The organism is Pseudarthrobacter polychromogenes, from assembly GCF_014644495.1.
GTDB lineage: Bacteria > Actinomycetota > Actinomycetes > Actinomycetales > Micrococcaceae > Arthrobacter > Arthrobacter polychromogenes.
This window is the reverse complement of the sequence record NZ_BMKU01000001.1, coordinates 463,409-484,620: the sequence shown is the minus strand read 5'-3', so window position 1 is coordinate 484,620 and position 21,212 is coordinate 463,409. Positions and strand designations below refer to the sequence as shown.

Sequence of the window (21,212 nt, the reverse complement as noted above, 5' to 3'; positions counted from 1 at the left end):
AGGCCCCCTGTGCGAGTCCTCACCATCATTCCCACCTACAACGAACTGGAATCGCTGCCCAAGACCCTTCAGCGGCTTCGCGCGGCAGTTCCGGCGTCGGATGTTCTGGTGGTGGATGACAACAGCCCTGACGGTACCGGCCAGCTCGCGGACCGTTTCGCCGCTGGGGATTCCCAGGTCCATGTCCTGCACCGGAAGGGCAAGGAAGGGCTCGGAGCCGCGTACATTGCCGGCTTCAGGTGGGGCCTGGACGCCGGCTATGACGTGCTCGTGGAGATGGACGCGGACGGTTCCCACCAGCCGGAGCAGCTTCCCCAGCTCCTGGAAGCTGTGGAGCAGGGCGCGGACCTTGCCATGGGCTCCCGCTGGGTGCCTGGCGGGAAGGTTGTGAACTGGCCGCTGTACCGCCAGGCCATTTCCCGGGTGGGAAGCACCTACGCCCGCCTCATGCTGGGGCTGAACATCAAGGATGTCACCGGCGGGTACCGCGCGTTCCGCAGGACAACGCTGGAGAAGCTCAACCTGGACCAGGTGGATTCTGTCGGCTACGGCTTCCAGGTGGACCTCGCCTTCCGTGTGGCCCGGATGGGACTCCGCATCGAGGAACGGCCCATCACTTTTGTTGAGCGGGAACTTGGAGCATCCAAGATGAGCGGCAACATCGTGGTGGAAGCCATGGTCAACGTCACCAAGTGGGGCCTGCAGGCACGCTGGAACACGCTGACCCGCAAGAAGGCAGCCGGCCGCCCCTAAGGCTGCAGCTCCGCCGCCACTGCGTCCGGCTGAACCAACAGAAAAGGGAGCCGCCCCACACGAAAGTGCAGGGCGGCTCCCTTTTCTGTCAGAGCAACAGGCCTGAACCTTAGGCGGAGCGGCGCTCTCCGCGGCGTTCGCGCAGGATGGTCAGCCGGTCTTCGAGGATCTGCTCAAGCTCGGGCAGCGAGCGGCGTTCCAGGAGCATGTCCCAGTGGGTACGGACAGCTTTGTCGTTGCTGGTGTCAGGCCGTTCGCCATCAACCAGGAGCGCTTCCTTGCCGGTCTTGGAAACCCAAACAGGAGGAATTTCCGCCTCTGAGGAGAAGGTGACGAAGACCTGCTCGCCGTCCTCGCACCGGTACTCAACACGCTGGCGCGGAGCCGGCTCTACTCCGGACTCGGTCTCCATGCTCTGTGCACCAAGGCGCATGCCCCGCAGGCTGCGATCGCTCATGATTTCTCCCTCTGGTCGGTTCGCGGTGTACAACACCGCGCTAGCCGGTGGCGGCGAAGCGCCGCCGGACTACTGTGTGCTCTGTGCTGCATCTCTAGATTCAACGCATCGCGAAGCTTTGTTGTTCCAGCGGATCTGCTCCGGCCGGACAAATACACAATTATACCGGCATCCCGGTGGAACAGCCAAAAGGAGGGACCCGCCCTGAAGCGGATCCCTCCCTCACGGCCGGCCAGGATGCTGGATCCGGGCGCCGGGTTCTAGGGTTCGGACGGCTTGGCCCCGACTTCGTCGAACAGGCCGCCGGCGGCTTCCGGGGTAGTCCCGCCCAGGGCGTTGCCGATTCCCTTAAGTGCCTCACCGACCTCACTGGGAATGATCCACAGCTTGTTGGAGGAGCCCTCCGCCAGCTTGGGCAGTGTCTGCAGGTACTGGTAGGCCAAAAGCTTCTGGTCCGGATTGCCCTTGTGGATGGCGTCGAAGACCTTCTGGATGGCCTGCGCTTCGCCGTCAGCACGGAGGATTGCCGCTTTGGCGTCACCTTCAGCTGCCAGGATCGAGGCCTGCCGCTGGCCCTCAGCGGTCAGGATGGCCGACTGCTTGGTTCCCTCGGCAGTCAGGATGGCCGCACGCCGGTCGCGCTCGGCACGCATCTGCTTCTCCATCGAGTCCTGGATGGAGTGGGGCGGATCGATGGCCTTCAGTTCCACACGGGAGACCCGGATGCCCCACCGGCCGGTGGCTTCGTCCAGGACGCCGCGGAGCTGGCCGTTGATCTGGTCGCGGGAGGTGAGTGCCTCCTCCAGGTTCAGCCCGCCCACAACGTTACGCAAAGTGGTAGTGGTCAGTTGCTCAACGGCCTGGATGTAGTTGGCAATCTCGTAGGTGGCCGCGCGCGGATCAGTTACCTGGAAGTAGACCACGGTGTCGATGGAGACCACCAGGTTGTCCTCTGTGATGACGGGCTGCGGCGGGAACGAAACCACCTGCTCACGAAGATCCAGCAGGGGCAGGAGCCGGTCAACGAAAGGTATCAGGATGGTCAGTCCCGGATTGAGGGTCCTTTGGTATTTGCCGAGCCGTTCAACTACTCCCGCGCGGGCCTGCGGAACGATCCGGACCGCACGGACCAGAACGATAATCACAAACACGATCAGGACCACCAGCACTATGGCGAGTGCGGCTCCTCCTGCGTTATCCATACATCTCCTTTTTCCCCAATTGTTCAGGCTGTATCAGGACTTGCCGTCGGCTTCCGATGCCGCCGAGACGACGGCAGTGGCGCCGTCTATCGCGGCTACGACTACTTTTTGCCCGGCGGGAAGGACTCCCGCCGCAGAGCGTGCACTCCAGATGTCCCCGCCGATTTTCACCAGGCCGCTGTCGGACGAGACGGGTTCCATTACTACCGCCTGTTCGCCGATCAGGCGGTCCACGTTGGTCCGCTGCTCGGACGGCCCCTTCTTCAGGTGGGACAGGGCCACGGGCCGGACAAACGCAATCATGAGCAGGGAGACGACGCAGAAAACCACGATCTGCAGCCAGGGGTCCGCACCGGCGAAGTCCGCCACCATGGCGGCGAGGGTACCTCCGCCGAGCATGATGAAAAAAAGGTCAAGGGTGATCATCTCGATCACTGCAAAAGCGAGGAAAGCCGAGAGCCACAGTGCCCACCAGTTTTCGCCCAACCATTCGAACATCATGCTCCCCCTTCGCTACGGGAGACCCCGTTTAGGGCCCGCCAGTAACTGTCCTTCCATCGTAGTGCTGGCGTCCGCCTTATGGGGGGCACTGCACTTTTGTGGGGGGATAGTGGCCAAGTCGTTACGCTGGCGAGGGTTCCGCGGGCCGGAACACAGTGAGGCGGAACCTTGCCTCGGTCTGGATTGTCTCGGGCTGGCTTTCAAGCCGGCCGGCGATGGCACCGAGGTCAAGGTGGTGCCCTGCGGGTCCCATGAAGGCAAGGCCGGCTGCTTCCTTGCGGGTCAGCGATAAAGGAATATCGATGTCGAGGGTTTCCGCGACCGTGAAATGGGGGACCATCGCCGCAGCCAGCCGGCTGTCCTTGTCTTCTTCGATTCCGAGCATGCCCGTGATGCGGGCAATGGAGCCGAGGTGCCCGGAGCGTGGCGTGACCACCACCAGCCGGCCTGTTGGCCGCAGCACACGGGCGAATTCCGGGGCATTGCGCGGCGCGAAAATGACCGTGATGGCGTCCACCGAGTTGCCGGCCACTGGCAGGGGCTGCCACACGTCCCAGACCAGGTTCAGTGCCTCGCTGTTGAGCCGGGCAGCACGCCGAAGGGCGAACTTGGAAATGTCCATGCCCACGGCGGCCACAGTCCGGCCTTCTGCCGCCGCGTGATCCAGCAGGCCCCGCAGGTAGTGTCCGGTTCCGGTTCCCGAGTCCAGGACGACGGCGGGTTCACTGGACAGGAAGGGAACGACGGCGGCCGCTACAGCATCTGCGAGGGGCCGATAATGCCCGCTCCCCAGGAAGTTGAACCGGGCGTCCACCATCCCGGCGGTATCAGCCTCGAAGGCGGTGCCTTTGCCCACGAGCAGGTTGTAATAGCCCTGGCGGGCTGCATCGAAGCTATGCCCGGAGCCGCAGGCAAGGCGGGTCTGCCCCGAGGCATCCGGTCCCACCCGCTCCAACGGCTGGGAACACACTGGACACAGCAGCGGGAGGTCCGCGGGGGAAGGCATAGGCTCTATCTTAGGGCTGTCTACGGGCTGCCCGGCGGGCGGAGTCAAGGGTGCTGCGCCTGGCTGCCTTCGCCGTACCTGTGTCAGCCGTACCTTGATCAGGAGAGGGCGACGGGGCCGTCACCGAACCCAAGCCCCTCACGCGCCTTGCCGATTCCGGGCTCCGCCCAGCGGGCGGCGTACTCGGCGTTGCTGCTGAGCGAACGCAACTGGGCACGGTCAACGTAGAGAACGCCGTTCAGATGGTCTGTCTCGTGCTGCACGATCCGGGCCTGCCAGCCCGAAAATTCCCTCTGTACCCGTGAGCCATCCGGCGCCTGGAATTCCAGCAGGACTTTTTCGGGCCGGGCAACCACTGCCTGCAGTCCGTTCAGGGAGAGGCACCCCTCGTAAAAGGACGCCTGTTCCGTGCCCAGTGGGGTGTACCGGGGGTTCAGGAGCGCCATGAACTCAAGGGGACTCCGCTCCCGCAGCGCTGCCGCCTCGGGGTCGACGTCGTACTGGTCCTCAATGACGGCGAGCTGGAGTGGTATGCCGAGCTGCGGTGCTGCCAGCCCCACGCCCGGAGCCTCATGCATCACCTGCCGCATGAGTTCGATGAGCCGGTCCAACTGATCGGGGGACAGCTGTCCGTCACAAGCGGCGGCGCGCTGGCGCAGGGCGGGGTGGCCGGCCTGGACGATGGGCGGCAGCGTGCCCGCTGACAGGAGCCGCTCCACAGCTTCACTGATCTGTTCGTCGCTGAGGGTGGTTTCCGGCGGATTGTGGTTCATGCTGAAAAGCCTACTGGCGGTGAGGGATCCTGCCGGCCGGCCTGGGCTAGTGTCTTTTCCATGGCTGAACACCACTCCGTGAGTACCCCTGCCCTGGACTGCGTCCTGGGATTCATCCGTGTCCTGGAAGCAGGCGGAGGATCTGCTGGGATCCGGCCTTTCCTGGCGGAGTCCTTCGTGCTGGTCGAAGCGCCGCACCTCCTGGCGCCGGAGGGTTCCACCCGGACGCTGGCCTCTGTCCTTGCCGGTGCTGACCAGAGCTCGGAGGTGGTGTCGGACCAGGTGTTCAGCATCAGGCGCACCACCTGTGAAGGCGGGAGGGTGGCGGTGGAGGCTGACTGGTCGGCAACAGTCCTGCTGGACCTGCCGTACTGGGACAGGGGAGAGACCATCCGCGCCAGGACGTCGTCGGTCTTCGAGGTCAGGGACGGCAGGATTGTGAGCCAGGACAGCTACGACTGCTACTTCCGGGATGGTTCCTGACCGGCATGCGCTTCCGGGGTTCGTGGCGGCTGCATGGTGAAGCGCCTGGCCGTCCACCGGTTAATGGCCGGAACCGAAGCGGCGGCGCCAATGGCCAGGTTCCGCAGCTGCAGGAAAGGTGACTGCAGGGGACGGCCCAGCATCATGTTGATTTCGGACTGGCGCCTGGCAACGACGGCGGCACGCAGCTGTTGGACCTCGAACTTCTTCAGTGCCCCTTCCACGGGATCTCCCGCCACGCCCCGGCGGATCAGGGGCGACAGGGCCCGGGCAGTCATCCAGCCAAGGTTCATGCCCTGGCCACCGATGGGGCTGATTTCGTGCGCAGCGTCCCCGATCAGCAGCGCCCGTCCCGCCACGGTGCTACGGGCCAGCGTGGACCGTACGCTGAATGCGCTCAGCATGGTGTTGGTCTCCACGTCCGGCAGGATTCCCGTCCGCTGCAGCACCAGGCCGGCCAATCGATGGGCGTCTGCTGCCTCCGCCGGCTTGCCGAGCCGTACCACCCACCGCCGCAGACCGCCCGGGAGCGGGAATGACTCCACGATTCCCTCGGATTCAAGGAACAGGACTGCCATCTGCCCGTGGTGTCCGGAGTCCGCGAAGTCGCCCATCAGGTAATGGTCCGGATAGGCCTTGGTGCAGACGGGCACGCCAAGCACCTTGCGCAGCTGCGACCTCGCGCCGTCGGCGGCGACCACAAAGGACGCCGTGAAATGGCGCTGACCCTCCCCTCCGGCAGAAGGTTCAACGACGACGGCGGTCCTTGCGCCGTCGTCGTGCAGTCCTGTGACTTTGACGCCCCTGACGATGGCCTCGCTGTCGAGGGCACGGACGCGATCCTCCAGGAGCTGTTCCGTCCGGTTCTGGGGGAGGGCCAGCACGAACGGGAAGGCCTCCGAAACGCCGTCGAAAGACATGGTCCCCACTGTTCTTCCGCCGCTGACCGCAAGGCCTGTACGGATCGGGACCCCCTCCTGCACCATGGCGGCGGCCAGCTGTACCTGGTCCAGCGCGTCGAGGGCAGGCGGGTGGATTCCGATGGCGCGGGTATGGATGTTCCGTTCGGTCCTCTGTTCGAGGATCCGGACCGAGACCCCCTCCTGGAGAAGTGCAGCGGCCAGGTACAGGCCCACCGGTCCGCCGCCAACGATCACCACATCTGCGGCCATGTCAGTTCCCCTGGTATTCGAGGACCTGGTGGAACGCGCTGCCGGTCCGGACCGCCCAGCCCGGGGGAGCGAGGGCCTGTAGTTCCCCGCGCGTATAGCTCCGGCGGATGGAGGTCAGCCCGTCCGCGCGGATGAAGGAGTGGCGGAAAGGAAGTGCTGCAGCGCTGAACAGGGCGTAGGCGGCCGGACTGCGGCGGAGGTCGTTGTGGAGCGCCGCTTTCCGGGCAAGCGTTTCTGAGTGTGCCAGCAGCTCCTGCAGCTGGCCGGCATCAAGGTGGTGGAGGACATGGTTCGAGATCACGAAGTCGTACTGCCTGCCCTCCTGTACAAGGTCGGTGCTGTGGGCCTGCCGGAAACTGACACCGGGAACGGCAGGCCTGCGGAGGGCGAAGGCGGCGGCGCGGGAATCCGGATCAATGCCCGTGATGTGGAGTGTGAGCCGGTCGCGTGCGGCCCAGCGCGCCAGCATGGTGGCGAGGTCGCCGCCGCCCGAACCGATGTCCAGGAGCGTCGCCGGGCGGGAGGTGGCTGCAAGGAAGGGGCGCAGTTCCCGAACGTACAGCCGCCGCCATCCGGACAGCACGCGGTTAACCACGGCAAACTGCCTGTACGTATTGTCCAGGGCCTCAGGGTCACAGTCGGGCAGGTCCATGATCTCCATGGCCCCGGCGTCGCGCTGCCGCAGCAGGAAGTCCACTGGGTTCAGGCCACCGGAGCTTCCAACGCCAGCCGCTCCTGCCCGTTGTGCTCTTCCGGTACAGGGCGCGGGGCCTGCCGTAGTTTGGTGAACAGCGCGGTTTCCACCGTGAGCCCCGGACCGAATGCCATGGAGCAGATCCGCTCGTCTCCTGGCTCGGGGGCCTGTTCCAGGATGCGTTTGATGACAAACAGGACTGTGGCGCTGCTCATGTTCCCGTAGTTCCTGAGGATTTCACGGGCCGGGACCAGCTGTTCTTCCGTCAGGCCGAGCCGGGATTCGACCTTGTCCAGGATGCTCCGGCCTCCCGGGTGGATGGCCCAATGGCGGATGGAGGAGTAGGGGAGTGCCGCGAGTTCCGGCTCCCGGGCCAGGAGCGGCCGGAGCGCACCAACGATGTGGTCATCAATGATGTGCGGAACGTAATTGCCCAGGACCATTTCGAATCCGTTGTCGCCGATGTTCCATGCCATGGAGTCTTCACCGACGGGAGTAAGGACGGTTTCGAAGTGGTCCAGTTGCAGCAGGGCATTTTCCTCCGTGCCCGGCCTGGCTGTCACGACGGCGGCCGCGGCGCCGTCGGCGAACAGCGCCGATCCCATGATGGTGTCCGGATCGTTGGAGGTGCGCACGTGCAGCGAGCACAGTTCCGCGCAGACAACCAGGACTACCGCGGTGGGGTCGGCCTCGCAAAACAACTTGGCGGCCCGGAGGGCTGGAAAGGCCGCATAACAGCCCATGAAGCCGAGGTGGTAACGCTGGACGGCAGGATCCAGGCCGAGTTCCCGCACGATTTTGTAGTCAGGCCCGGGGTTGAAGAATCCGGTGCAGGAGACGGTTACCAGATGAGTTATGTCAAGTAAATCGAGTTCCGGGCAGGCCTCGACGGCGCGGCGGGCGGCGGCGACGAACAGTTTGGTGGCCTCGCGGCCGAAGATCTCGTTGCGCACTTTGGTGCTGGGATTCAGCAGCAGGCCTGTGGCGGCATCGTAGAACTGCGGTTCCTCAGCCTGAAAATCGTTGGTCATTTCCTCAACGGCAGTAAACCGGGTGTCGATGGCCGCCGCGTCGAAGCATGTGCCCACCAGGCGCGAACCGAGCCGGGTCAGGCCGGGCTGCGCCGCGAAAACGTCCCGGGCCTCGGACTGGATCAACATTATTTTCGGAACTGCAGTTTCAAGTGAACGCACGTAGACCGTCATTGGTTCATTCTTGGCGAGCGGCGGGATAAAGGCAACGGTGGTCAAGGCGCTGACCTGCGGACTTGTTTGAATGTTTTTGTGAGACGTCCCGGTGGCGGATCCGGTCGCTTCCGGACTGACTGACGCAACGCCGATAATCTACATTATGTAAAGTAAAGCTTGGAAGCGGGCTGAGAGGGTCCGCCCCAGGTCAATCGCCCTACCCCTGTTACTGCGCCTTGCGGCCCCCGACGGAACTCCTCCACGCGACGTGAGGCAACCAAACGGATACCTGAAGGCGACGGCGCCGCCGATCTGTCTCCGGACCGATGAATACCAGCTGATCTTGCCACAGCAATTTTTGGGCCACGGAGCAGTCCGTCCCAAGCGGGTGCACCCGGGTGTGGGACGCCGTCGAACAATCCGTGCAAAGTCGCCGCTCCCCCGCGGCGGCTTTGCCGTGGGAAGTGGTGGCGTGCACTCCGCATTCTGTTTGCTTCGGTCTGGTTGGTGCCGGCCGGTCTCAGAGGACCAGCGTCCGCGGAGTCACGGTGAGAATGATTCCAGCCTTGGCGCCGAGAAAGTCCTTCGCAAAATCCGGAACACCGATGTGCCCGCGCCAGCGGCCGGGAGTATTGTCCATGTCCCGTAACTGGTCTTTGTCCTCGGGATTCCAGTCGCGGACGGCTGAGGGAATGGTGCTGTTCCAGGCCGCCCATGCTCTGGGCAGCGGCCTGTCCTCGCCCGGAGGTTCGATGTCAACAACCAGGGTGTCCTGCCAGTCCTCTGTTTGCTCCAAATGGTCATCGAAGAAGAAGTGTCCCTCCTTTTCCCTGATGGACATCAACCGCAGCATGAGCGCGTGACGGAGCCGGGGCACTTCCCTGCCGCCAACCCGTGGCCGCGGTGCTTTCGAGGAAAGGAAAGTGGTCAGCAGCGGCAACGGCGAGTCGATCGGGTCCCCTTCCTTCCAATGTTCGATCTGGACTGGACAGAAGTGGGCGGCGCTCTGTTCGTGGACCATAACGGGCAGCCCCCGAATGGCCAGGCCCACGTCAAGCTGGAACTCGACCTCAGGCGGGGCCGCTTTCCCAACAGTGAAACCTGCCAGCTCAACTTCGATCTTGAGGTCGCCGAAGAGGAAGCGCTGAAGGTTCTGGTATCCCTCTTCCGAATTGACGATGCCGTAACGGCCGCTGTGGCTTCGGTGCACCACGGCCAGCGGCGCACCCTGGACAGCCGCGTTGTCTATCTGGACCAGGCCGTCGCTCCGGGCTCCTACCGCTTTGGACGACAGGCCCAAAGCGACGTCATAATCGCCGGGATTGGAGCCTACAAGGCAGAACAGTTCATCCAGCGGAAAACCGTCGTCCGGCATCTGCGTTCCTACGAATGCCTTACGCGTCAGTCGCCGCCTGAGCGCGGGCGGGGTGAGGTACTCATACATCCTGTCCGGTCCAAAAATGTCTGCCCCTTGAACACCAAGGACGTCACGGATTTTCTCAAGCAGGCCAAAGCCGACGGCGAAGCGGATTCCGCCATGCGGTGTGGCATAGGTGAACACCCGTGCCACGTATCTCGCCCCGGCGGCAGGATCGATCTCGCCCTCCGTGCCGGCAAGGGTTTCCGGTATGACGCGCTGCAACAGCGAGCGGCATATGAGTCCTCCCATCGAATGGGCAACCAGGAAGACCTTGGGGGCGCCGGTCTTCTCAAGCACAAGCTTGATGAGCTCAAACAGATCCCGTGCGGCGTCTTCGAAGTAGAAGCTCTCCCCCTCCTCGCCGAAGGTGTCCGCGGAGTCATCATAAAAACGGTGGATCCAAACAGATGCCGGGTTCACGGAGCCGGAATCCACGCCGTTCAGGAAGGCCCACTGGTCGCCGTGGACGGGGACCTCGTACTTGTGATCGGTGACAAGCCGCAGCATCGGGGACTCGAACTGGTGGAACTTTGCGCGTCCGTTGCCGTCGGCACGGACATGGACGGAGCCTTGGCTGAACCCGTAAAACGGATCATCCACTGCATTGTTAATAGCAGAGCCGGTCCCGGCGAAACCGCGGACATAAATCACCGGCAGCCTGCCATCATCGCCGGGGAATCCCATGCCTCGTCCCTCCTGAACAAAGAGCCCGAATCATTTTCACTAAGAGGTGCTGGCTCCTGTTGTCGGCAGTTGACCATTTGAGGCGTTACCGGGGCGTTACGGCGCTGCCTTTTTCCTTGCACCAGCGGCCTGCAGCCCGTGATAACGCGGCCGTAACGGCACCGCAGTGTACTGGTCTGAGATGACAAGCTTTCGAGGAGCCAGCCAATGGATGACCGAATAGTCGTGAATGACCAGCCAGCTGGGCCCCACTGTGACGTAAAGCCCCAAACACGTCCGGTTCTTCGCCCGGATCTGTCGACCCGCAGAGAGTGCCTCATCCGCCTGCTAAGGCTCAAATGGGTCAACGGCACCATGCTGCACTACTGGTTCCTGGCCGCGCCTGCGCCACAAAAGGAAGCAGTCCGCAAAGCTTTCAAGGAGTGGAAGGATCTGGGCATCGGCCTGGAGTTTTCCGAAGTGGCAGACCGCAGCGAGGCGGAAGTCCGGATCGCCTTTGACCAGGGCGACGGCTCATGGTCGTACGTCGGGCGGGACGTCCTGGGCATTAGCGCCAAGGAGCCCACCATGAATTTCGGCTGGGATCTCACCGACGATTACGGCCGCACCACGGCCCTGCACGAGATCGGCCACACCCTGGGCCTGCCGCACGAACACCAGAACCCCTTCTCCGGCATCGTCTGGGACGAAGCAAAGGTGTACGAATACTTCGGCGGCGCGCCCAACCACTGGCCGCCGGAACAAACACTGCACAATGTCCTCCGGAAAATCGATACCAGTGAGGTCGACGGGTCCTCCTGGGACCCTGAGTCGGTCATGGAGTACTGGTTCCCCGCCGGCCTGATCAAGGAACCTGCCCGTTTCAGTCGGGGCTCAATCCACCGGGAGGCCTGTCAACCGCGGACAAGGAGTGGGTGCGGAAGTTCTTTCCCGCCCTGCACCCCACACTGCCCGTTCTCCAGCCCTTTCAATCGGTACCGCTCTCACTGGTCCCTGGCGGCCAGGCTGACTTTGCGCTGGAGCCCCAGGCCTCTCGCAATTACGAGATCAGCACTTTTGGTGCAGCCGATACCGTGCTGGTCCTGTTCGAGGAAGTGCAGGGCGAGTTGCGCTTCGTTGCCGGGGACGATGACAGCGGAGAAGACCGGAACTCACGGGTCTCCGCAAAGCTGTTCCAGGGCAGGCGGTACGTCGTGCGTATCCGCCTGTACTGGGCCGGCGAGTCCGGACAGACCGCAGTCATGCACTGGTGACCCCGCCGGCCATTCTTGCGCCAAAATTTCGGAAACGCGAGCCAACTCCTGATTTTCCTCCAGCAAGATCAGAACACCTGAACAGGCATCCCGCCGGGGAGAACCAGCTTCAGGCGGTAATGGATGGGCCCGGGCACATGCCCCGGCCCTCCCAGGCATTGAGCCCAACCCGGGGAGGCGTGACCGCGACGATGCAAGAGCACAGCTGGTCCGAGGCCGCTGGTGAGTCCGGTGCAGATCCGGAAGTCCCCTCGACAGGCTTGTTGATCATCCGCACCTGGCACGAACCGGGCCATCCCCAGGGTTTCAGGGCAAGAATTACCTACGGACAGACAGCCGCAAGGCACCAAGATACTGTTTCCACTGCTGACCCGGCAGTAGTACTAAAAGTTGTTAAGCGCTGGCTGGCCGCCCAGCCAGGAGTCACCGGCCGGAACTAGGCGCTCCTTCACACCGCTTTGCTGCCGTTCAAGGATGGCGGCAAGGAGCTCCCTGACCGGCTCCGCGGGCAGGAGCCCCATGTCTTCCTGCAGTTGCTGGCGGTACCGCTCATAGGCCCGCAAGGCGGCCGCGGGATTACCTCGCTGCAGTTCGGCCCGAATCAGCAGCCTGACGGCATTCTCATAGAGCGGTTCGATGCCCACAGCCTCCTCAGCTGCTGCCCCAGCTGTCCCGGAATCGCCCAGGGAGAGTGACCTTGCGGCGATATCCGTGAAGATTCGCAGCCTGTCCTGCTGCAGCCGGCTTTGTTCAAAAACCACCCAGTCCTCATACCAGCCGGGAAGCAGTTGTGCGTCACGCAACTCTTCCAGCAGGGAGGCGGTGCCCGCCTCGATGCCGGCTTGGCCCAACACCCGCGCGTGTTCCCGGACCCGGTCCAGATCGACCTCAACCTGGTCGCTCAGGGACAGCAGCCTTCCTTCGTTGACGATCAGGCCCGGCACCTGCCGGGACGTTAGGTGTACGCTGACCCGCAGGCTTTCCAAGGCTTTGGAATCGGGATACTCGGGCCAAAGCAGCCCTACGAGATAGCTGCGGAGACGTGGGCCCTTGATGGCAAGGGCTGCGATGAGCCGCTGCTGCCGTGTTGCGACGTGGACGACAACGCCGTCCCGGCGTAAGCGCCAGGACCCGAGCAGGTCCAGTTTCAATTCTCCATAGCCGTCGTCGTCCATGGGAACCCGATTTCGGTTCAACTAAATGTGGAGGATCAGTAGAACTGAGGATCCTCATTTCGATTGCCCTTGTCAATGTGTTCGGTCCTCTTTCCATCAGAGGAGAGAGGGCTATCGGTATGGCTCCCGGCCAGGGATGGCCATGCGCGCACCTTGGGACCTTCGGCTCTGCCTGCTGCAACAGCAACGCTTCATGCTGAAAGTCCGTGCAACGGCATGGGATGTCCCTGAAGCAGCGTGGCCAGGCAGGCGGCAAGGACCTGGGGCCCGATACTGCGCGGTGCCAGTACGCGTAATCCGGTCCTGCTGTTCCTGGCCGGCGGCCCTGGCGGGTCTGAACTCGCCGCCTACATGCGGGACACCGTGCTTGCCGGCACACCATGACGACCTCCTGCGCGGGCAGGTGAAACGCAGCTGAACGGGGTCAGCCCTTGGATCCGATCCCGGCCCCTACGAGCGCTCCGACGCCAAGACCCAGTGCAAAACCAAGGACCGGGCTGTCGAAGACAGCCAATCCAAGGGTGATGCCCACCGCGGCGCCAAGCAGGGAGCAGATCCAGAGGGGCTTGTTCACAGGGATCCTTTTGTCATTGCCGCACCGGCGGCGTCAGCCGTCATAAGCGCTTTGGAGTTCCGCGATGTCCAGCTTCCGCATACCCAGCATGGCCTGCATCGCCCGCTGAGAGCCGTGGGGGTCGGGGCCGGCGATCAGTGAGGGCAGGATCGCCGGGACAATCTGCCAGGACACTCCAAAGCGGTCCTTCAACCAGCCGCACTGGCTTTCCGAGCCGCCTTCGGTGAGTGCTTCCCAGTACCGGTCCACCGAGGACTGGTCCTCGCAATCCACCACGAACGAAACAGCTTCCGTGAAGCTCGAGCCCCGCGCACCGTTCAGCGCAGTGAATCCGCGTCCTTCAAGTTCAAAGTCGACGGCGATTGCCTCACCAGCCACACCCGGCCCGCCCTCCCCGAAGCGCGACACGTCGAGGATCCTCGAATCGTCGAAAACTGAGGTGTAGAACTGTGCCGCTTCTTCCGCCTGGTTCTCGAACCAGAGGCAGGTACCGATTTTCCGTGGCATCCATGGCTCCCTTCCGGCTCGAGCCTAATGCCGCATTCCACACCGCACAACGGCTGGCATTAGGCTCGAATCCATGAGTTCCCGCGCTGTGAAATCGATAAAGCCGCCCTCCCTGCCCCTGCTGCTGGGAGCCGCAGCAGCCGACGCCGTCCTGATACTGGTGTTCGCCGCGGTGGGACGCGATGCACACCAGCGCGGCGATATTCTGACCGGCGTCCTGCTGACGGCCTGGCCGTTCCTCGCGGGCGCGGCCCTGGGGTGGCTGGTAGCCAGGGCCTGGCGGGACCCGTTGTCGGTGCGCCGGGCCGGGCTCGCCGTCTGGCTCGGCAGCGTCGCGGGCGGGATGGCACTGAGGGCCGTGACGGGGCAGACCGTAGTGCTCCCGTTCGTCATCGTTGCATCGCTCAGCCTTGGGGTTTTGCTGGTCGGCTACCGCCTGCTGCTTGCCGGCGCCAGGCGCCGCCGACGGGCGTGAGCGGCCGGACGCGGTGTGCTCCATCAGCACCCCGGTGCTGATGTAATAGGCTGGCAGCAGAAGCCGGCCGGGCACTGCCACGGCGCAACAGATCCGAAAGGGTTCAACGTGATCACCGCATTCGTCCTGATCAAGACCGACGCTGCCCGCATCCCCGAGACAGCCGAGGAAATCTCGGCGATTGAGGGCATCAGCGAGGTATACTCCGTCACCGGCGAATGGGACCTTATTGCCGTCGCCCGCGTCCACCGGCACGAGGACCTGGCCGATGTCATTGCAGACCGGCTCTCGAAAGTGCCGGCAGTCGTCCACACCACGACGCATATTGCTTTTCGCGCCTACTCCCAGCATGACCTGGACGCGGCGTTTTCCCTCGGCTTCGAGCAGTAGGCAAGCCGCCCTCAGCGGGCTGTAAGGGAAACCCACTTCTCCAGGACAGCTGCGGCGGCGCCGGAATCAATCGATTCGGCAGCGCGGGCAAAGGCCGTCTTCATCCGGTCCAGGAAGGGCCCGTCGGCGTTTTGGTCAAAGGCCACCAGTCCAGCAGCAGCGTTAAGTAAAACGGCATCCCGGGCGGGGCCTTCCTTGCCCGCAAGGACGTCCCGGACAACCGCCGCATTCACTTCCGCGTTGCCGCCGCGAAGCTGCTCCACCGTTGCCAGGCCGATGCCAAGGTCCTGGGGCGAGAATGTCATTTCGCTCACGGCCCCGCCCCGGATCTCCCAGACGGTGGACGGCCCGGTGGTGGTGAGCTCATCGAGGCCGTCATTGCCACGGAAGACCAGTCCCCTGCTCCCCCGCTGTGCCAGGACGCCCGCCACCAGCGGCGCCATCCTGGCGTTTGCGACGCCGACAGCCGAGGCCTGTACTTTGGCCGGGTTGGTGAGGGGGCCGAGGAAGTTGAACGCCGTCGGAACAGCCAGTTCCCGCCTGGGGACCGCGGTGTGACGGAACGACGGATGGAACACCTGCGCAAAGCAGAAGGTAATCCCCGCCTCCTCAGCGTTGCGGGCAACCTCCTCGATGGTCAGGTCCAGCCGGACACCCAGGGCTTCCAGCACGTCGGCAGAACCGGACGACGACGACGCCGCCCGGTTGCCGTGCTTGACCACCTTGGCGCCGGCGCCCGCAGCGACAAGGGCTGCCATCGTGGAGATATTCACCGTGTTCAGCTGGTCTCCGCCGGTGCCCACAATGTCGAGTTTCTCGCCCGAAATGCTGATCGGGTTTGCGTGGGAAAGCATGGCATCCACCAGGCCGGAGAGTTCGTCCACCGTCTCACCCTTGGCGCTGAGGGCTACGAGGAATCCTGCGATCTGCGCCGGCGTGGCCTCCCCGGACATGATGGTGTCCATCGCCCAGGACGTATTGTCAGCCGTAAGGTCCGCCCCGCTGATCAGTGCCGAGATCAGGCGGGGCCAAGAGTTGCCGGACGGTGCGGAAGCCTGTGAAGTCACCTCCTGATGCTATCGAGCGTTGGCGGGGACTGACCAATATGAACCCCTGCGGGAACTTTTCCGCGCGAATTCGCGTCTTTGTAGAAAAAGTCCCCCAAAAAGGCGGTTTGCGTTGGGCAGCACGGACTTTTACAGACATAATGTCTATGTGACATCTGCGACCCATGCCCCCAGTACCCCGGCGCACCCCACGCTGAACCGCCCCAACATGGTTTCCGTTGGAACCGTTGTGTGGCTGTCGAGTGAGTTGATGTTCTTCGCCGGTCTCTTCGCCATGTACTTCACACTGCGCTCCACAAGCGCACAGATGTGGGCGGACGAGACAGCCAAGCTCAACTTCCCCTTCGCGCTTGCCAACACGATCGTCCTCGTGGCCAGTTCCTTTACTTGCCAGATGGGCGTCTTCGCTGCCGAGCGCCTGCAGCCGCGAAGGACCGGGGGTGTGTTCCAGTTCTCCCGTTGGGGTATGAACGAATGGTTCACCCTGACTTTCCTCATGGGTGCCTTCTTCGTCGCCGGCCAGGCCACCGAATACGCGATGTTGGTTTCTGAGCACGTATCGCTCTCCTCCAACGCCTACGGTTCCGCCTTCTACATGACCACCGGCTTCCACGGCCTGCACGTTATCGGCGGGCTCGTCGCCTTCCTGCTCATCATGGGCCGGTCTTTCGCCGCAAAGAAGTTCGGGCATTTCGAAGCAACTTCGGCGATTGTCACCTCGTACTACTGGCACTTCGTGGATGTCGTGTGGATCGGCCTCTTCCTGGTCATCTACGTTCTCAAGTAGCCAGCTTTGATTCTTTTTCTACAAGAGGCAGAATTTCAGGTAGCGGCTCCCGGAGCCGGCGCAGGATCGAATAAAGGAACCACCACGTGAAGGCACTCTCACAAAAGCGGCGTCACCCACTTGCAGCAATAGCGCTGCTCCTGATGGGGCTCCTCATCACGGGTGGGCTCTACGCCGTAGCTACCACCGTCAACGAGGCCAAGGCTTCCACCACCTCCTACAGCGCCGATGACGTTGAAGAGGGCGGCAAGCTCTTCGCCGCCAACTGCGCCACGTGCCACGGCATGGGTGCCAGCGGCACGGACGCCGGTCCGTCGCTGGTTGGCGTTGGAGCAGCCTCTGTTGACTTCCAGGTGGGCACCGGCCGCATGCCGATGCAGATGAACGGTCCCCAGGCGATGAAGAAGCCGGTCCAGTTCAACGACGAGCAGACCAACCAGCTCGCAGCGTATGTTGCTTCCCTGGGCGCAGGCCCGGCGATTCCTGAAGAAGGCCTGCTTGACGAAGGCGGCGACGCCGCTGCCGGTGGCGAGCTCTTCCGCGTGAACTGCGCCATGTGCCACAACGCCGCCGCTGCCGGTGGCGCCCTGACCCGCGGTAAGTTTGCACCCGCCCTCGCAGATGTATCGGGCAAGCACATTTACGAGGCCATGGTGACGGGTCCCCAGAACATGCCCGTGTTCAGCGACTCCAACATCACCCCCGAAGACAAGCGCGACATCATCACCTTCCTGAAGCAGATCGAGACCACGGGTTCACCCGGCGGTGCCGACCTTGGCTCGTTGGGGCCTGTAGCTGAAGGCCTGTTTGTATGGGTTGCCGGCCTTGGCGTCATCATCGCTTTCACGATTTGGTTGACCTCCCGGACATCCTGACATCCGCGCCACCGCACACTTCTGCTGATCAGTCAGCAGCTTGATATTAGAAACTAACCCGGTATCCGCCGGGACGAGAGAAGGATGAGGCGAATTATGGGCAACCATAGTGACGGCAGTCCGAACCACTCGGGCACCGTAGCTACGGCTGGTCAGAATGAGGTGGAGAAGTTCCAGGATCCTGGAATTCCTCCGCACCGTTTGCGCCTGGCTGACACGGACCCGAAGGCCGCAAAGCGGGCAGAACGGCAGGTCGCCTTACTATTTGGCATCTCTGTTGTTGGAACCCTGATCTTCCTGGTGGCGTACTTCGCCATTGACCTGGGAGCCGAAGACTCGAGCATTGCAACCATCAGGCTCCAGAATATGCTGCTGGGGCTGGGAACCGCGTTCGCGATGCTCGGCATCGGCACCGGCATCGTCCACTGGGCCAAGGCCCTGATGCCTGACCACGAAGTTTCCGAAGAACGCCACGCGATCCGCTATGAGGAGGACCGCCAAGCGGCTGTCCGCATCGTTGACGACATCGTTGAGGAGACGGGCATCAAGCGCCGTCCGCTGATCCGGAACACGCTCCTGGGTGCGGTTGCCCTTGCACCGCTGCCGGCAGTCGCCATCTTCGGTGACCTCGGTCCGCGTCCCGACGACAAGCTTGCCCACACCTTGTGGGCACCCCAGGAGGGGAAGCTCAAGAGGCTGGCCCGCGACCCCGACGGAACGCCGATCAAGGCATCCGACGTCACCATCGGTTCGGCGTTCCACGTCATCCCCGAAGGCCTCAACGACCTCCACGAGGGGAAGCTCAACGAAAAGGCCAAGGCCGTTGTGCTGCTCATGCGCCTTGACCCGGCATCCCTGAACCCGTCCGAGGGCCGCGAGGACTGGGGCTACAACGGAATCGTTGCCTACTCCAAGATCTGTACCCATGTCGGTTGCCCCGTTGCTCTGTATGAGCAGCAGACGCACCACCTGCTGTGCCCGTGCCACCAGTCCACCTTCGACCTCACTCAAGAGTGCAAGGTGATTTTCGGCCCGGCCAGCCGGCCTCTCCCCCAGCTGCCCATCGCGGTTGATGACGAGGGCTACTTGGTCGCCACCAGCGACTTCAAAGAACCTGTAGGACCAAGTTACTGGGAGCGTGATATGCATGAGCGCAGCATCGACAGCTGAGCCCGCTTTCGTCGCCAAAACCAAGACAGGCCGGGTTACCGACTTTGTCGACCAGCGTGTTGGCGGTTCCGGAATCCTCCGCGAATTCGGCCGTAAAGTCTTCCCTGACCACTGGTCCTTTATGTTCGGCGAAGTGGCGCTGTACTCCTTCGTCATCCTCCTGCTTTCCGGTACGTTCCTGACGTTCTTCTTTGATCCGTCCATGGCGGAGACGCACTATGACGGTTCCTATGTGCCGTTGAAGGGCGTGGAGATGTCCGTGGCGTACAGCTCGTCGCTGGATATTTCCTTCGACATCCGTGGCGGCCTGTTCATGCGCCAGGTCCACCACTGGGCGGCCCTTCTGTTCGTGGCCTCCATCGCCGTACACATGCTCAGGGTCTTCTTCACAGGAGCTTTCCGCAAGCCCCGGGAAATGAACTGGGTTGTGGGCAGCGTACTGCTCATCCTGGCCATGGCTGCCGGCTTCACCGGCTACTCCCTCCCGGATGACCTGCTCTCCGGCAACGGCCTGCGGATCATCGATGGTGTCATCAAGTCCATCCCGGTCATCGGTACCTACATCTCGTTCTTCCTCTTCGGCGGCGAGTTCCCGGGTACCGCGGTCATCGGACGGCTCTACATGCTGCACATCCTGCTGGTGCCGGCCCTGATCCTGCTGATGATCGTCCTCCACCTCTTCATGGTGGTGGTCCACAAGCACACTCAGTACCCCGGCCCGGGCCGCAACGACAACAACGTCGTGGGCTACCCGCTCGGACCTGTCTACGCTGCCAAAGCCGGTGGATTCTTCTTCATTGTGTTTGGCGTCCTGGCGCTCATGGCAGGCTTCTTCACGATCAACCCGATCTGGAACTACGGCCCCTACGATCCCTCCCCTGTCTCCGCCGGTACCCAGCCTGACTGGTACATCGGATTCGTGGACGGCGCCCTGCGCCTGATGCCGGGTACCTTCGGGGATTGGCAGGTGGAGCAGACATGGCTTGGCTTCGTCTTCTCGTTCAACGTCCTGCTGCCCGCTCTGGTACCGGCCGGAATCCTGTTCACCGTGATGTTCATGTACCCGTGGATTGAACGCTGGATCACCAAGGATGACCGTGAGCACCACGTGCTGGACCGTCCCCGCAACGCCCCCACGCGGACTGCCATCGGCATGGCCGGCTTCGTTTGGTACTGCGTCATGTGGGCTGCGGCCGGCTCGGACCTCATTGCCACGCACTTCAGTGTTTCGCTCAACGACGTCACGTACTGGCTGCGGGCACTGTTCTTCATTGGCCCGATCATTGCCTTCATCGTGACCAAGCGCGTCGCCCTGGCCCTTCAGCGGAAGGACCGCGAAATCGCACTTCACGGACGGGAAACTGGACGCATCGTCCGTCTCCCGCACGGCGAGTTCATCGAGGTGCACGCACCGCTGGACGAGTACAAGCGCTACAAGCTGGTCGGCTTCGAGTCCCCTGAGGTCCTCCCTGCCGTACCCAACGAACACGGAGTGGTGACCCGCAAGGAGAAGCGCCGCGCGTTCCTCTCGAAGTGGTTCTTCGAGGACCGCGTTGCCCCAGCCAGCCCCGCTGAGCTGGAAGCCGCCCACGGCCACGGCCACGGCCATGAGGCAGTCGAGGCGCAGGAATCAGCAAAGAGCCTGTCCCGCTAGGTTGCGAAATCCACAATGAAGGCCCGGTCCACACGGACCGGGCCTTCATCTTTTTGAGCTCGTGCCGGAAGCGAGAACATGGTTCGGGTGTTCCCGCGACCGCCGGAGGCGCCTAATGGTTTCGGGCCCTGCGCGCACCGGGCCGCTGCAGCGGAACCCACAGCTTGTATCTGTCAGCGCGGTAGTAGGACACGGAGTAGTCCACCATCGCCCGGGCAACAAACGCATGGCGCTGGATTTTCAGCAGGGGTGACCCTACCTCCACATTCAGCAGGCGGGCGGTGGAGGGCGACGCTGCCGTAGCCTCTATCATGTCCTCGCCCCACTCCATCACCAGGCCGAACTGCTCACTCAGGACGTTGTAGAGCGACGTTGGTGGCTCCCCGTCCAGCAATCCAGGCACGCGGTGCGCAGGAATGAAGTTCTCGTCGACGCTCATCGGCTCACCGTCCGCCAGGAGCAGGCGCCGGAACCGTACCAGCGGCGTTCCCTCGTCCAACTGCAGTTCCCGCGCCAGGAACGCACTCGCAGCGATTTGCTCGAAGCTCAGTACCTTCGCGGCCGGAACCATGCCGCGCCGCTGCATCTCTTCGCTGTACGACGTCAGTTTGACCTGGAGATCGAGCTTCGGCCTGCGGACGAAGGTCCCCAGGCCCACCACCCTCTCGATGACCTCCTCGCCAACCAGAGCGTCTATGGCCTGCCGGACAGTCATCCGTGCCAGGCCAAACCGCTCTGCAAGATCGCGCTCAGAGGGCAGGGCCGACCCGGGCGGACAGGACTGCGCAATGTAAGAACGCAGGATTTCACGGAGCTGGACATAGATCGCTGTTCCACTGGTCCGGTCGATGTCGCCGGTGATGGCTGCCGCGCTAGAAGCCATGGCGGGTCTCCCCTGCGTTAAAGTTCACCCTCCAATTTTAGGACAGGTCTAGACCAGTGCGGTCCACACG

The 21,212-nt window shown here is 63.3% G+C and carries 23 protein-coding genes and 1 pseudogene; 10 read left to right on the top strand and 14 right to left on the bottom strand.

Features of this window, described 5'->3' with window-relative positions:
- Window positions 1–9: 9 nt before the first annotated feature.
- Complete coding sequence (locus tag IEX43_RS02435; protein ID WP_188808899.1) at window positions 10–753, top strand: polyprenol monophosphomannose synthase; 744 nt, start codon at window positions 10–12, stop codon at window positions 751–753.
- A gap of 109 nt (window positions 754–862) precedes the next feature.
- On the opposite strand, the gene IEX43_RS02430 is transcribed toward IEX43_RS02435, so the two are convergent.
- The 5 genes from IEX43_RS02430 to IEX43_RS02410 form a co-directional block, all read right to left on the bottom strand.
- A complete protein-coding gene (locus IEX43_RS02430) occupies window positions 863–1,210 on the bottom strand; it encodes an RNA polymerase-binding protein RbpA (RefSeq protein ID WP_013600997.1) in 348 nt (115 codons plus the stop codon).
- 260 nt (window positions 1,211–1,470) lie between these two features.
- Complete coding sequence (locus IEX43_RS02425; RefSeq protein ID WP_188808898.1) at window positions 1,471–2,412, bottom strand: SPFH domain-containing protein; 942 nt, start codon at window positions 2,410–2,412, stop codon at window positions 1,471–1,473.
- Between the two features lie 33 nt (window positions 2,413–2,445).
- Window positions 2,446–2,910: an NfeD family protein gene (locus tag IEX43_RS02420; RefSeq protein WP_188730123.1), complete on the bottom strand. Its 465-nt coding sequence runs from the start codon at window positions 2,908–2,910 to the stop codon at window positions 2,446–2,448.
- 124 nt (window positions 2,911–3,034) lie between these two features.
- A complete protein-coding gene (locus IEX43_RS02415; protein ID WP_188808897.1) occupies window positions 3,035–3,919 on the bottom strand; it encodes a putative RNA methyltransferase in 885 nt (294 codons plus the stop codon).
- A gap of 98 nt (window positions 3,920–4,017) precedes the next feature.
- Window positions 4,018–4,692, bottom strand: a complete 675-nt coding sequence (locus tag IEX43_RS02410) for a peptide deformylase (RefSeq protein ID WP_188808896.1) — start codon at window positions 4,690–4,692, stop codon at window positions 4,018–4,020.
- A 60-nt stretch (window positions 4,693–4,752) separates the two neighbouring features.
- Between IEX43_RS02410 and IEX43_RS02405 the strand changes: the two genes are divergently transcribed.
- Window positions 4,753–5,175: a nuclear transport factor 2 family protein gene (locus IEX43_RS02405; protein ID WP_188808895.1), complete on the top strand. Its 423-nt coding sequence runs from the start codon at window positions 4,753–4,755 to the stop codon at window positions 5,173–5,175.
- Here the strand turns inward: IEX43_RS02405 and IEX43_RS02400 are convergent.
- The 4 genes from IEX43_RS02400 to IEX43_RS02385 all read right to left on the bottom strand — a co-directional run bounded on the left by IEX43_RS02400 (window position 5,154) and on the right by IEX43_RS02385 (window position 10,332).
- Entirely contained in the window at window positions 5,154–6,347 is a 1,194-nt protein-coding gene (locus IEX43_RS02400) for an FAD-dependent oxidoreductase (protein ID WP_188808894.1), read from the bottom strand. The two genes, IEX43_RS02405 and IEX43_RS02400, sit on opposite strands and share 22 nt — an antisense overlap.
- A 1-nt stretch (window position 6,348) precedes the next feature.
- Window positions 6,349–6,999 (bottom strand): methyltransferase domain-containing protein, encoded by a 651-nt coding sequence (locus IEX43_RS02395; protein WP_229666287.1) that lies wholly within the window; start codon window positions 6,997–6,999, stop codon window positions 6,349–6,351.
- A gap of 50 nt (window positions 7,000–7,049) precedes the next feature.
- Window positions 7,050–8,246, bottom strand: a complete 1,197-nt coding sequence (locus IEX43_RS02390; RefSeq protein WP_188808892.1) for a type III polyketide synthase — start codon at window positions 8,244–8,246, stop codon at window positions 7,050–7,052.
- A gap of 502 nt (window positions 8,247–8,748) precedes the next feature.
- On the bottom strand, window positions 8,749–10,332 hold the full coding sequence (locus tag IEX43_RS02385) for an esterase/lipase family protein (RefSeq protein ID WP_188808891.1): 1,584 nt from the start codon (window positions 10,330–10,332) through the stop codon (window positions 8,749–8,751).
- Window positions 10,333–10,539: 207 nt separating this feature from the next.
- Between IEX43_RS02385 and IEX43_RS20485 the strand changes: the two are divergent.
- A pseudogene (locus IEX43_RS20485) lies at window positions 10,540–10,932 on the top strand (hypothetical protein); the annotation flags it as partial.
- Between the two features lie 314 nt (window positions 10,933–11,246).
- Window positions 11,247–11,585, top strand: a complete 339-nt coding sequence (locus IEX43_RS20190; RefSeq protein WP_229666292.1) for a hypothetical protein — start codon at window positions 11,247–11,249, stop codon at window positions 11,583–11,585.
- A gap of 383 nt (window positions 11,586–11,968) precedes the next feature.
- Here IEX43_RS20190 and IEX43_RS02375 read toward each other — a convergent pair whose 3' ends face one another.
- The 3 genes from IEX43_RS02375 to IEX43_RS02365 form a co-directional block, all read right to left on the bottom strand.
- Window positions 11,969–12,760, bottom strand: a complete 792-nt coding sequence (locus tag IEX43_RS02375) for an AfsR/SARP family transcriptional regulator (RefSeq protein WP_188808890.1) — start codon at window positions 12,758–12,760, stop codon at window positions 11,969–11,971.
- Between the two features lie 424 nt (window positions 12,761–13,184).
- A complete protein-coding gene (locus tag IEX43_RS02370; protein WP_188808889.1) occupies window positions 13,185–13,334 on the bottom strand; it encodes a hypothetical protein in 150 nt (49 codons plus the stop codon).
- Window positions 13,335–13,367: 33 nt separating this feature from the next.
- On the bottom strand, window positions 13,368–13,841 hold the full coding sequence (locus IEX43_RS02365) for a VOC family protein (RefSeq protein WP_188808888.1): 474 nt from the start codon (window positions 13,839–13,841) through the stop codon (window positions 13,368–13,370).
- A gap of 73 nt (window positions 13,842–13,914) precedes the next feature.
- Between IEX43_RS02365 and IEX43_RS02360 the strand changes: the two genes are divergently transcribed.
- Both IEX43_RS02360 and IEX43_RS02355 read left to right on the top strand, forming a co-directional pair.
- The gene (locus tag IEX43_RS02360) at window positions 13,915–14,316 is read left to right on the top strand and encodes a DUF3054 domain-containing protein (protein ID WP_188808887.1); all 402 of its coding nucleotides are present in this window, start codon (window positions 13,915–13,917) and stop codon (window positions 14,314–14,316) included.
- A 108-nt stretch (window positions 14,317–14,424) separates the two neighbouring features.
- Entirely contained in the window at window positions 14,425–14,706 is a 282-nt protein-coding gene (locus IEX43_RS02355) for an Lrp/AsnC family transcriptional regulator (RefSeq protein ID WP_013601017.1), read from the top strand.
- A gap of 11 nt (window positions 14,707–14,717) precedes the next feature.
- Here IEX43_RS02355 and trpD read toward each other — a convergent pair whose 3' ends face one another.
- Window positions 14,718–15,773, bottom strand: coding sequence for an anthranilate phosphoribosyltransferase (gene trpD, locus IEX43_RS02350; protein WP_188808886.1), 1,056 nt, complete (start codon window positions 15,771–15,773; stop codon window positions 14,718–14,720).
- A 148-nt stretch (window positions 15,774–15,921) separates the two neighbouring features.
- Here trpD and ctaE point away from each other — a divergent pair, with 148 nt between their 5' ends.
- The 4 genes from ctaE (at window position 15,922) to qcrB (ending at window position 20,259) form a co-directional block, all read left to right on the top strand.
- Window positions 15,922–16,560 carry an aa3-type cytochrome oxidase subunit III gene (gene ctaE, locus IEX43_RS02345; protein ID WP_188729654.1) on the top strand — a complete coding sequence of 213 codons (639 nt, stop codon included), beginning with the start codon at window positions 15,922–15,924 and terminating at the stop codon, window positions 16,558–16,560.
- An 86-nt stretch (window positions 16,561–16,646) separates the two neighbouring features.
- Window positions 16,647–17,435 carry a cytochrome bc1 complex diheme cytochrome c subunit gene (gene qcrC / locus IEX43_RS02340; RefSeq protein ID WP_188808885.1) on the top strand — a complete coding sequence of 263 codons (789 nt, stop codon included), beginning with the start codon at window positions 16,647–16,649 and terminating at the stop codon, window positions 17,433–17,435.
- A 96-nt stretch (window positions 17,436–17,531) separates the two neighbouring features.
- Complete coding sequence (gene qcrA / locus IEX43_RS02335; RefSeq protein WP_188729652.1) at window positions 17,532–18,605, top strand: cytochrome bc1 complex Rieske iron-sulfur subunit; 1,074 nt, start codon at window positions 17,532–17,534, stop codon at window positions 18,603–18,605.
- Window positions 18,583–20,259, top strand: coding sequence for a cytochrome bc1 complex cytochrome b subunit (qcrB, locus tag IEX43_RS02330; RefSeq protein WP_188808884.1), 1,677 nt, complete (start codon window positions 18,583–18,585; stop codon window positions 20,257–20,259). The genes qcrA and qcrB overlap by 23 nt, the downstream gene beginning before the upstream one ends.
- Before the next feature lie 112 nt (window positions 20,260–20,371).
- Here qcrB and IEX43_RS02325 read toward each other — a convergent pair whose 3' ends face one another.
- Window positions 20,372–21,142: a GntR family transcriptional regulator gene (locus IEX43_RS02325; protein ID WP_104190057.1), complete on the bottom strand. Its 771-nt coding sequence runs from the start codon at window positions 21,140–21,142 to the stop codon at window positions 20,372–20,374.
- Window positions 21,143–21,212 lie beyond the last annotated feature (70 nt).

Excerpts from the sequence above, each read along its gene's own strand:
- IEX43_RS02430 (WP_013600997.1), bottom strand. The coding sequence starts at position 1,210 with ATGAGCGATCGCAGCCTGCGGGGCATGCGCCTTGGTGCACAGAGCATG.
- IEX43_RS02425 (WP_188808898.1), bottom strand. The coding sequence starts at position 2,412 with ATGGATAACGCAGGAGGAGCCGCACTCGCCATAGTGCTGGTGGTCCTG.
- IEX43_RS02420 (WP_188730123.1), bottom strand. The coding sequence starts at position 2,910 with ATGTTCGAATGGTTGGGCGAAAACTGGTGGGCACTGTGGCTCTCGGCT.
- IEX43_RS02415 (WP_188808897.1), bottom strand. The coding sequence starts at position 3,919 with ATGCCTTCCCCCGCGGACCTCCCGCTGCTGTGTCCAGTGTGTTCCCAG.
- IEX43_RS02410 (WP_188808896.1), bottom strand. The coding sequence starts at position 4,692 with ATGAACCACAATCCGCCGGAAACCACCCTCAGCGACGAACAGATCAGT.
- IEX43_RS02405 (WP_188808895.1), top strand. The coding sequence starts at position 4,753 with ATGGCTGAACACCACTCCGTGAGTACCCCTGCCCTGGACTGCGTCCTG.
- IEX43_RS02400 (WP_188808894.1), bottom strand. The coding sequence starts at position 6,347 with ATGGCCGCAGATGTGGTGATCGTTGGCGGCGGACCGGTGGGCCTGTAC.
- IEX43_RS02395 (WP_229666287.1), bottom strand. The coding sequence starts at position 6,999 with ATGGACCTGCCCGACTGTGACCCTGAGGCCCTGGACAATACGTACAGG.
- IEX43_RS02390 (WP_188808892.1), bottom strand. The coding sequence starts at position 8,246 with ATGACGGTCTACGTGCGTTCACTTGAAACTGCAGTTCCGAAAATAATG.
- IEX43_RS02385 (WP_188808891.1), bottom strand. The coding sequence starts at position 10,332 with ATGGGATTCCCCGGCGATGATGGCAGGCTGCCGGTGATTTATGTCCGC.
- IEX43_RS02375 (WP_188808890.1), bottom strand. The coding sequence starts at position 12,760 with ATGGACGACGACGGCTATGGAGAATTGAAACTGGACCTGCTCGGGTCC.
- IEX43_RS02365 (WP_188808888.1), bottom strand. The coding sequence starts at position 13,841 with ATGCCACGGAAAATCGGTACCTGCCTCTGGTTCGAGAACCAGGCGGAA.
- IEX43_RS02360 (WP_188808887.1), top strand. The coding sequence starts at position 13,915 with ATGAGTTCCCGCGCTGTGAAATCGATAAAGCCGCCCTCCCTGCCCCTG.
- qcrA (WP_188729652.1), top strand. The coding sequence starts at position 17,532 with ATGGGCAACCATAGTGACGGCAGTCCGAACCACTCGGGCACCGTAGCT.
- qcrB (WP_188808884.1), top strand. The coding sequence starts at position 18,583 with ATGAGCGCAGCATCGACAGCTGAGCCCGCTTTCGTCGCCAAAACCAAG.
- IEX43_RS02325 (WP_104190057.1), bottom strand. The coding sequence starts at position 21,142 with ATGGCTTCTAGCGCGGCAGCCATCACCGGCGACATCGACCGGACCAGT.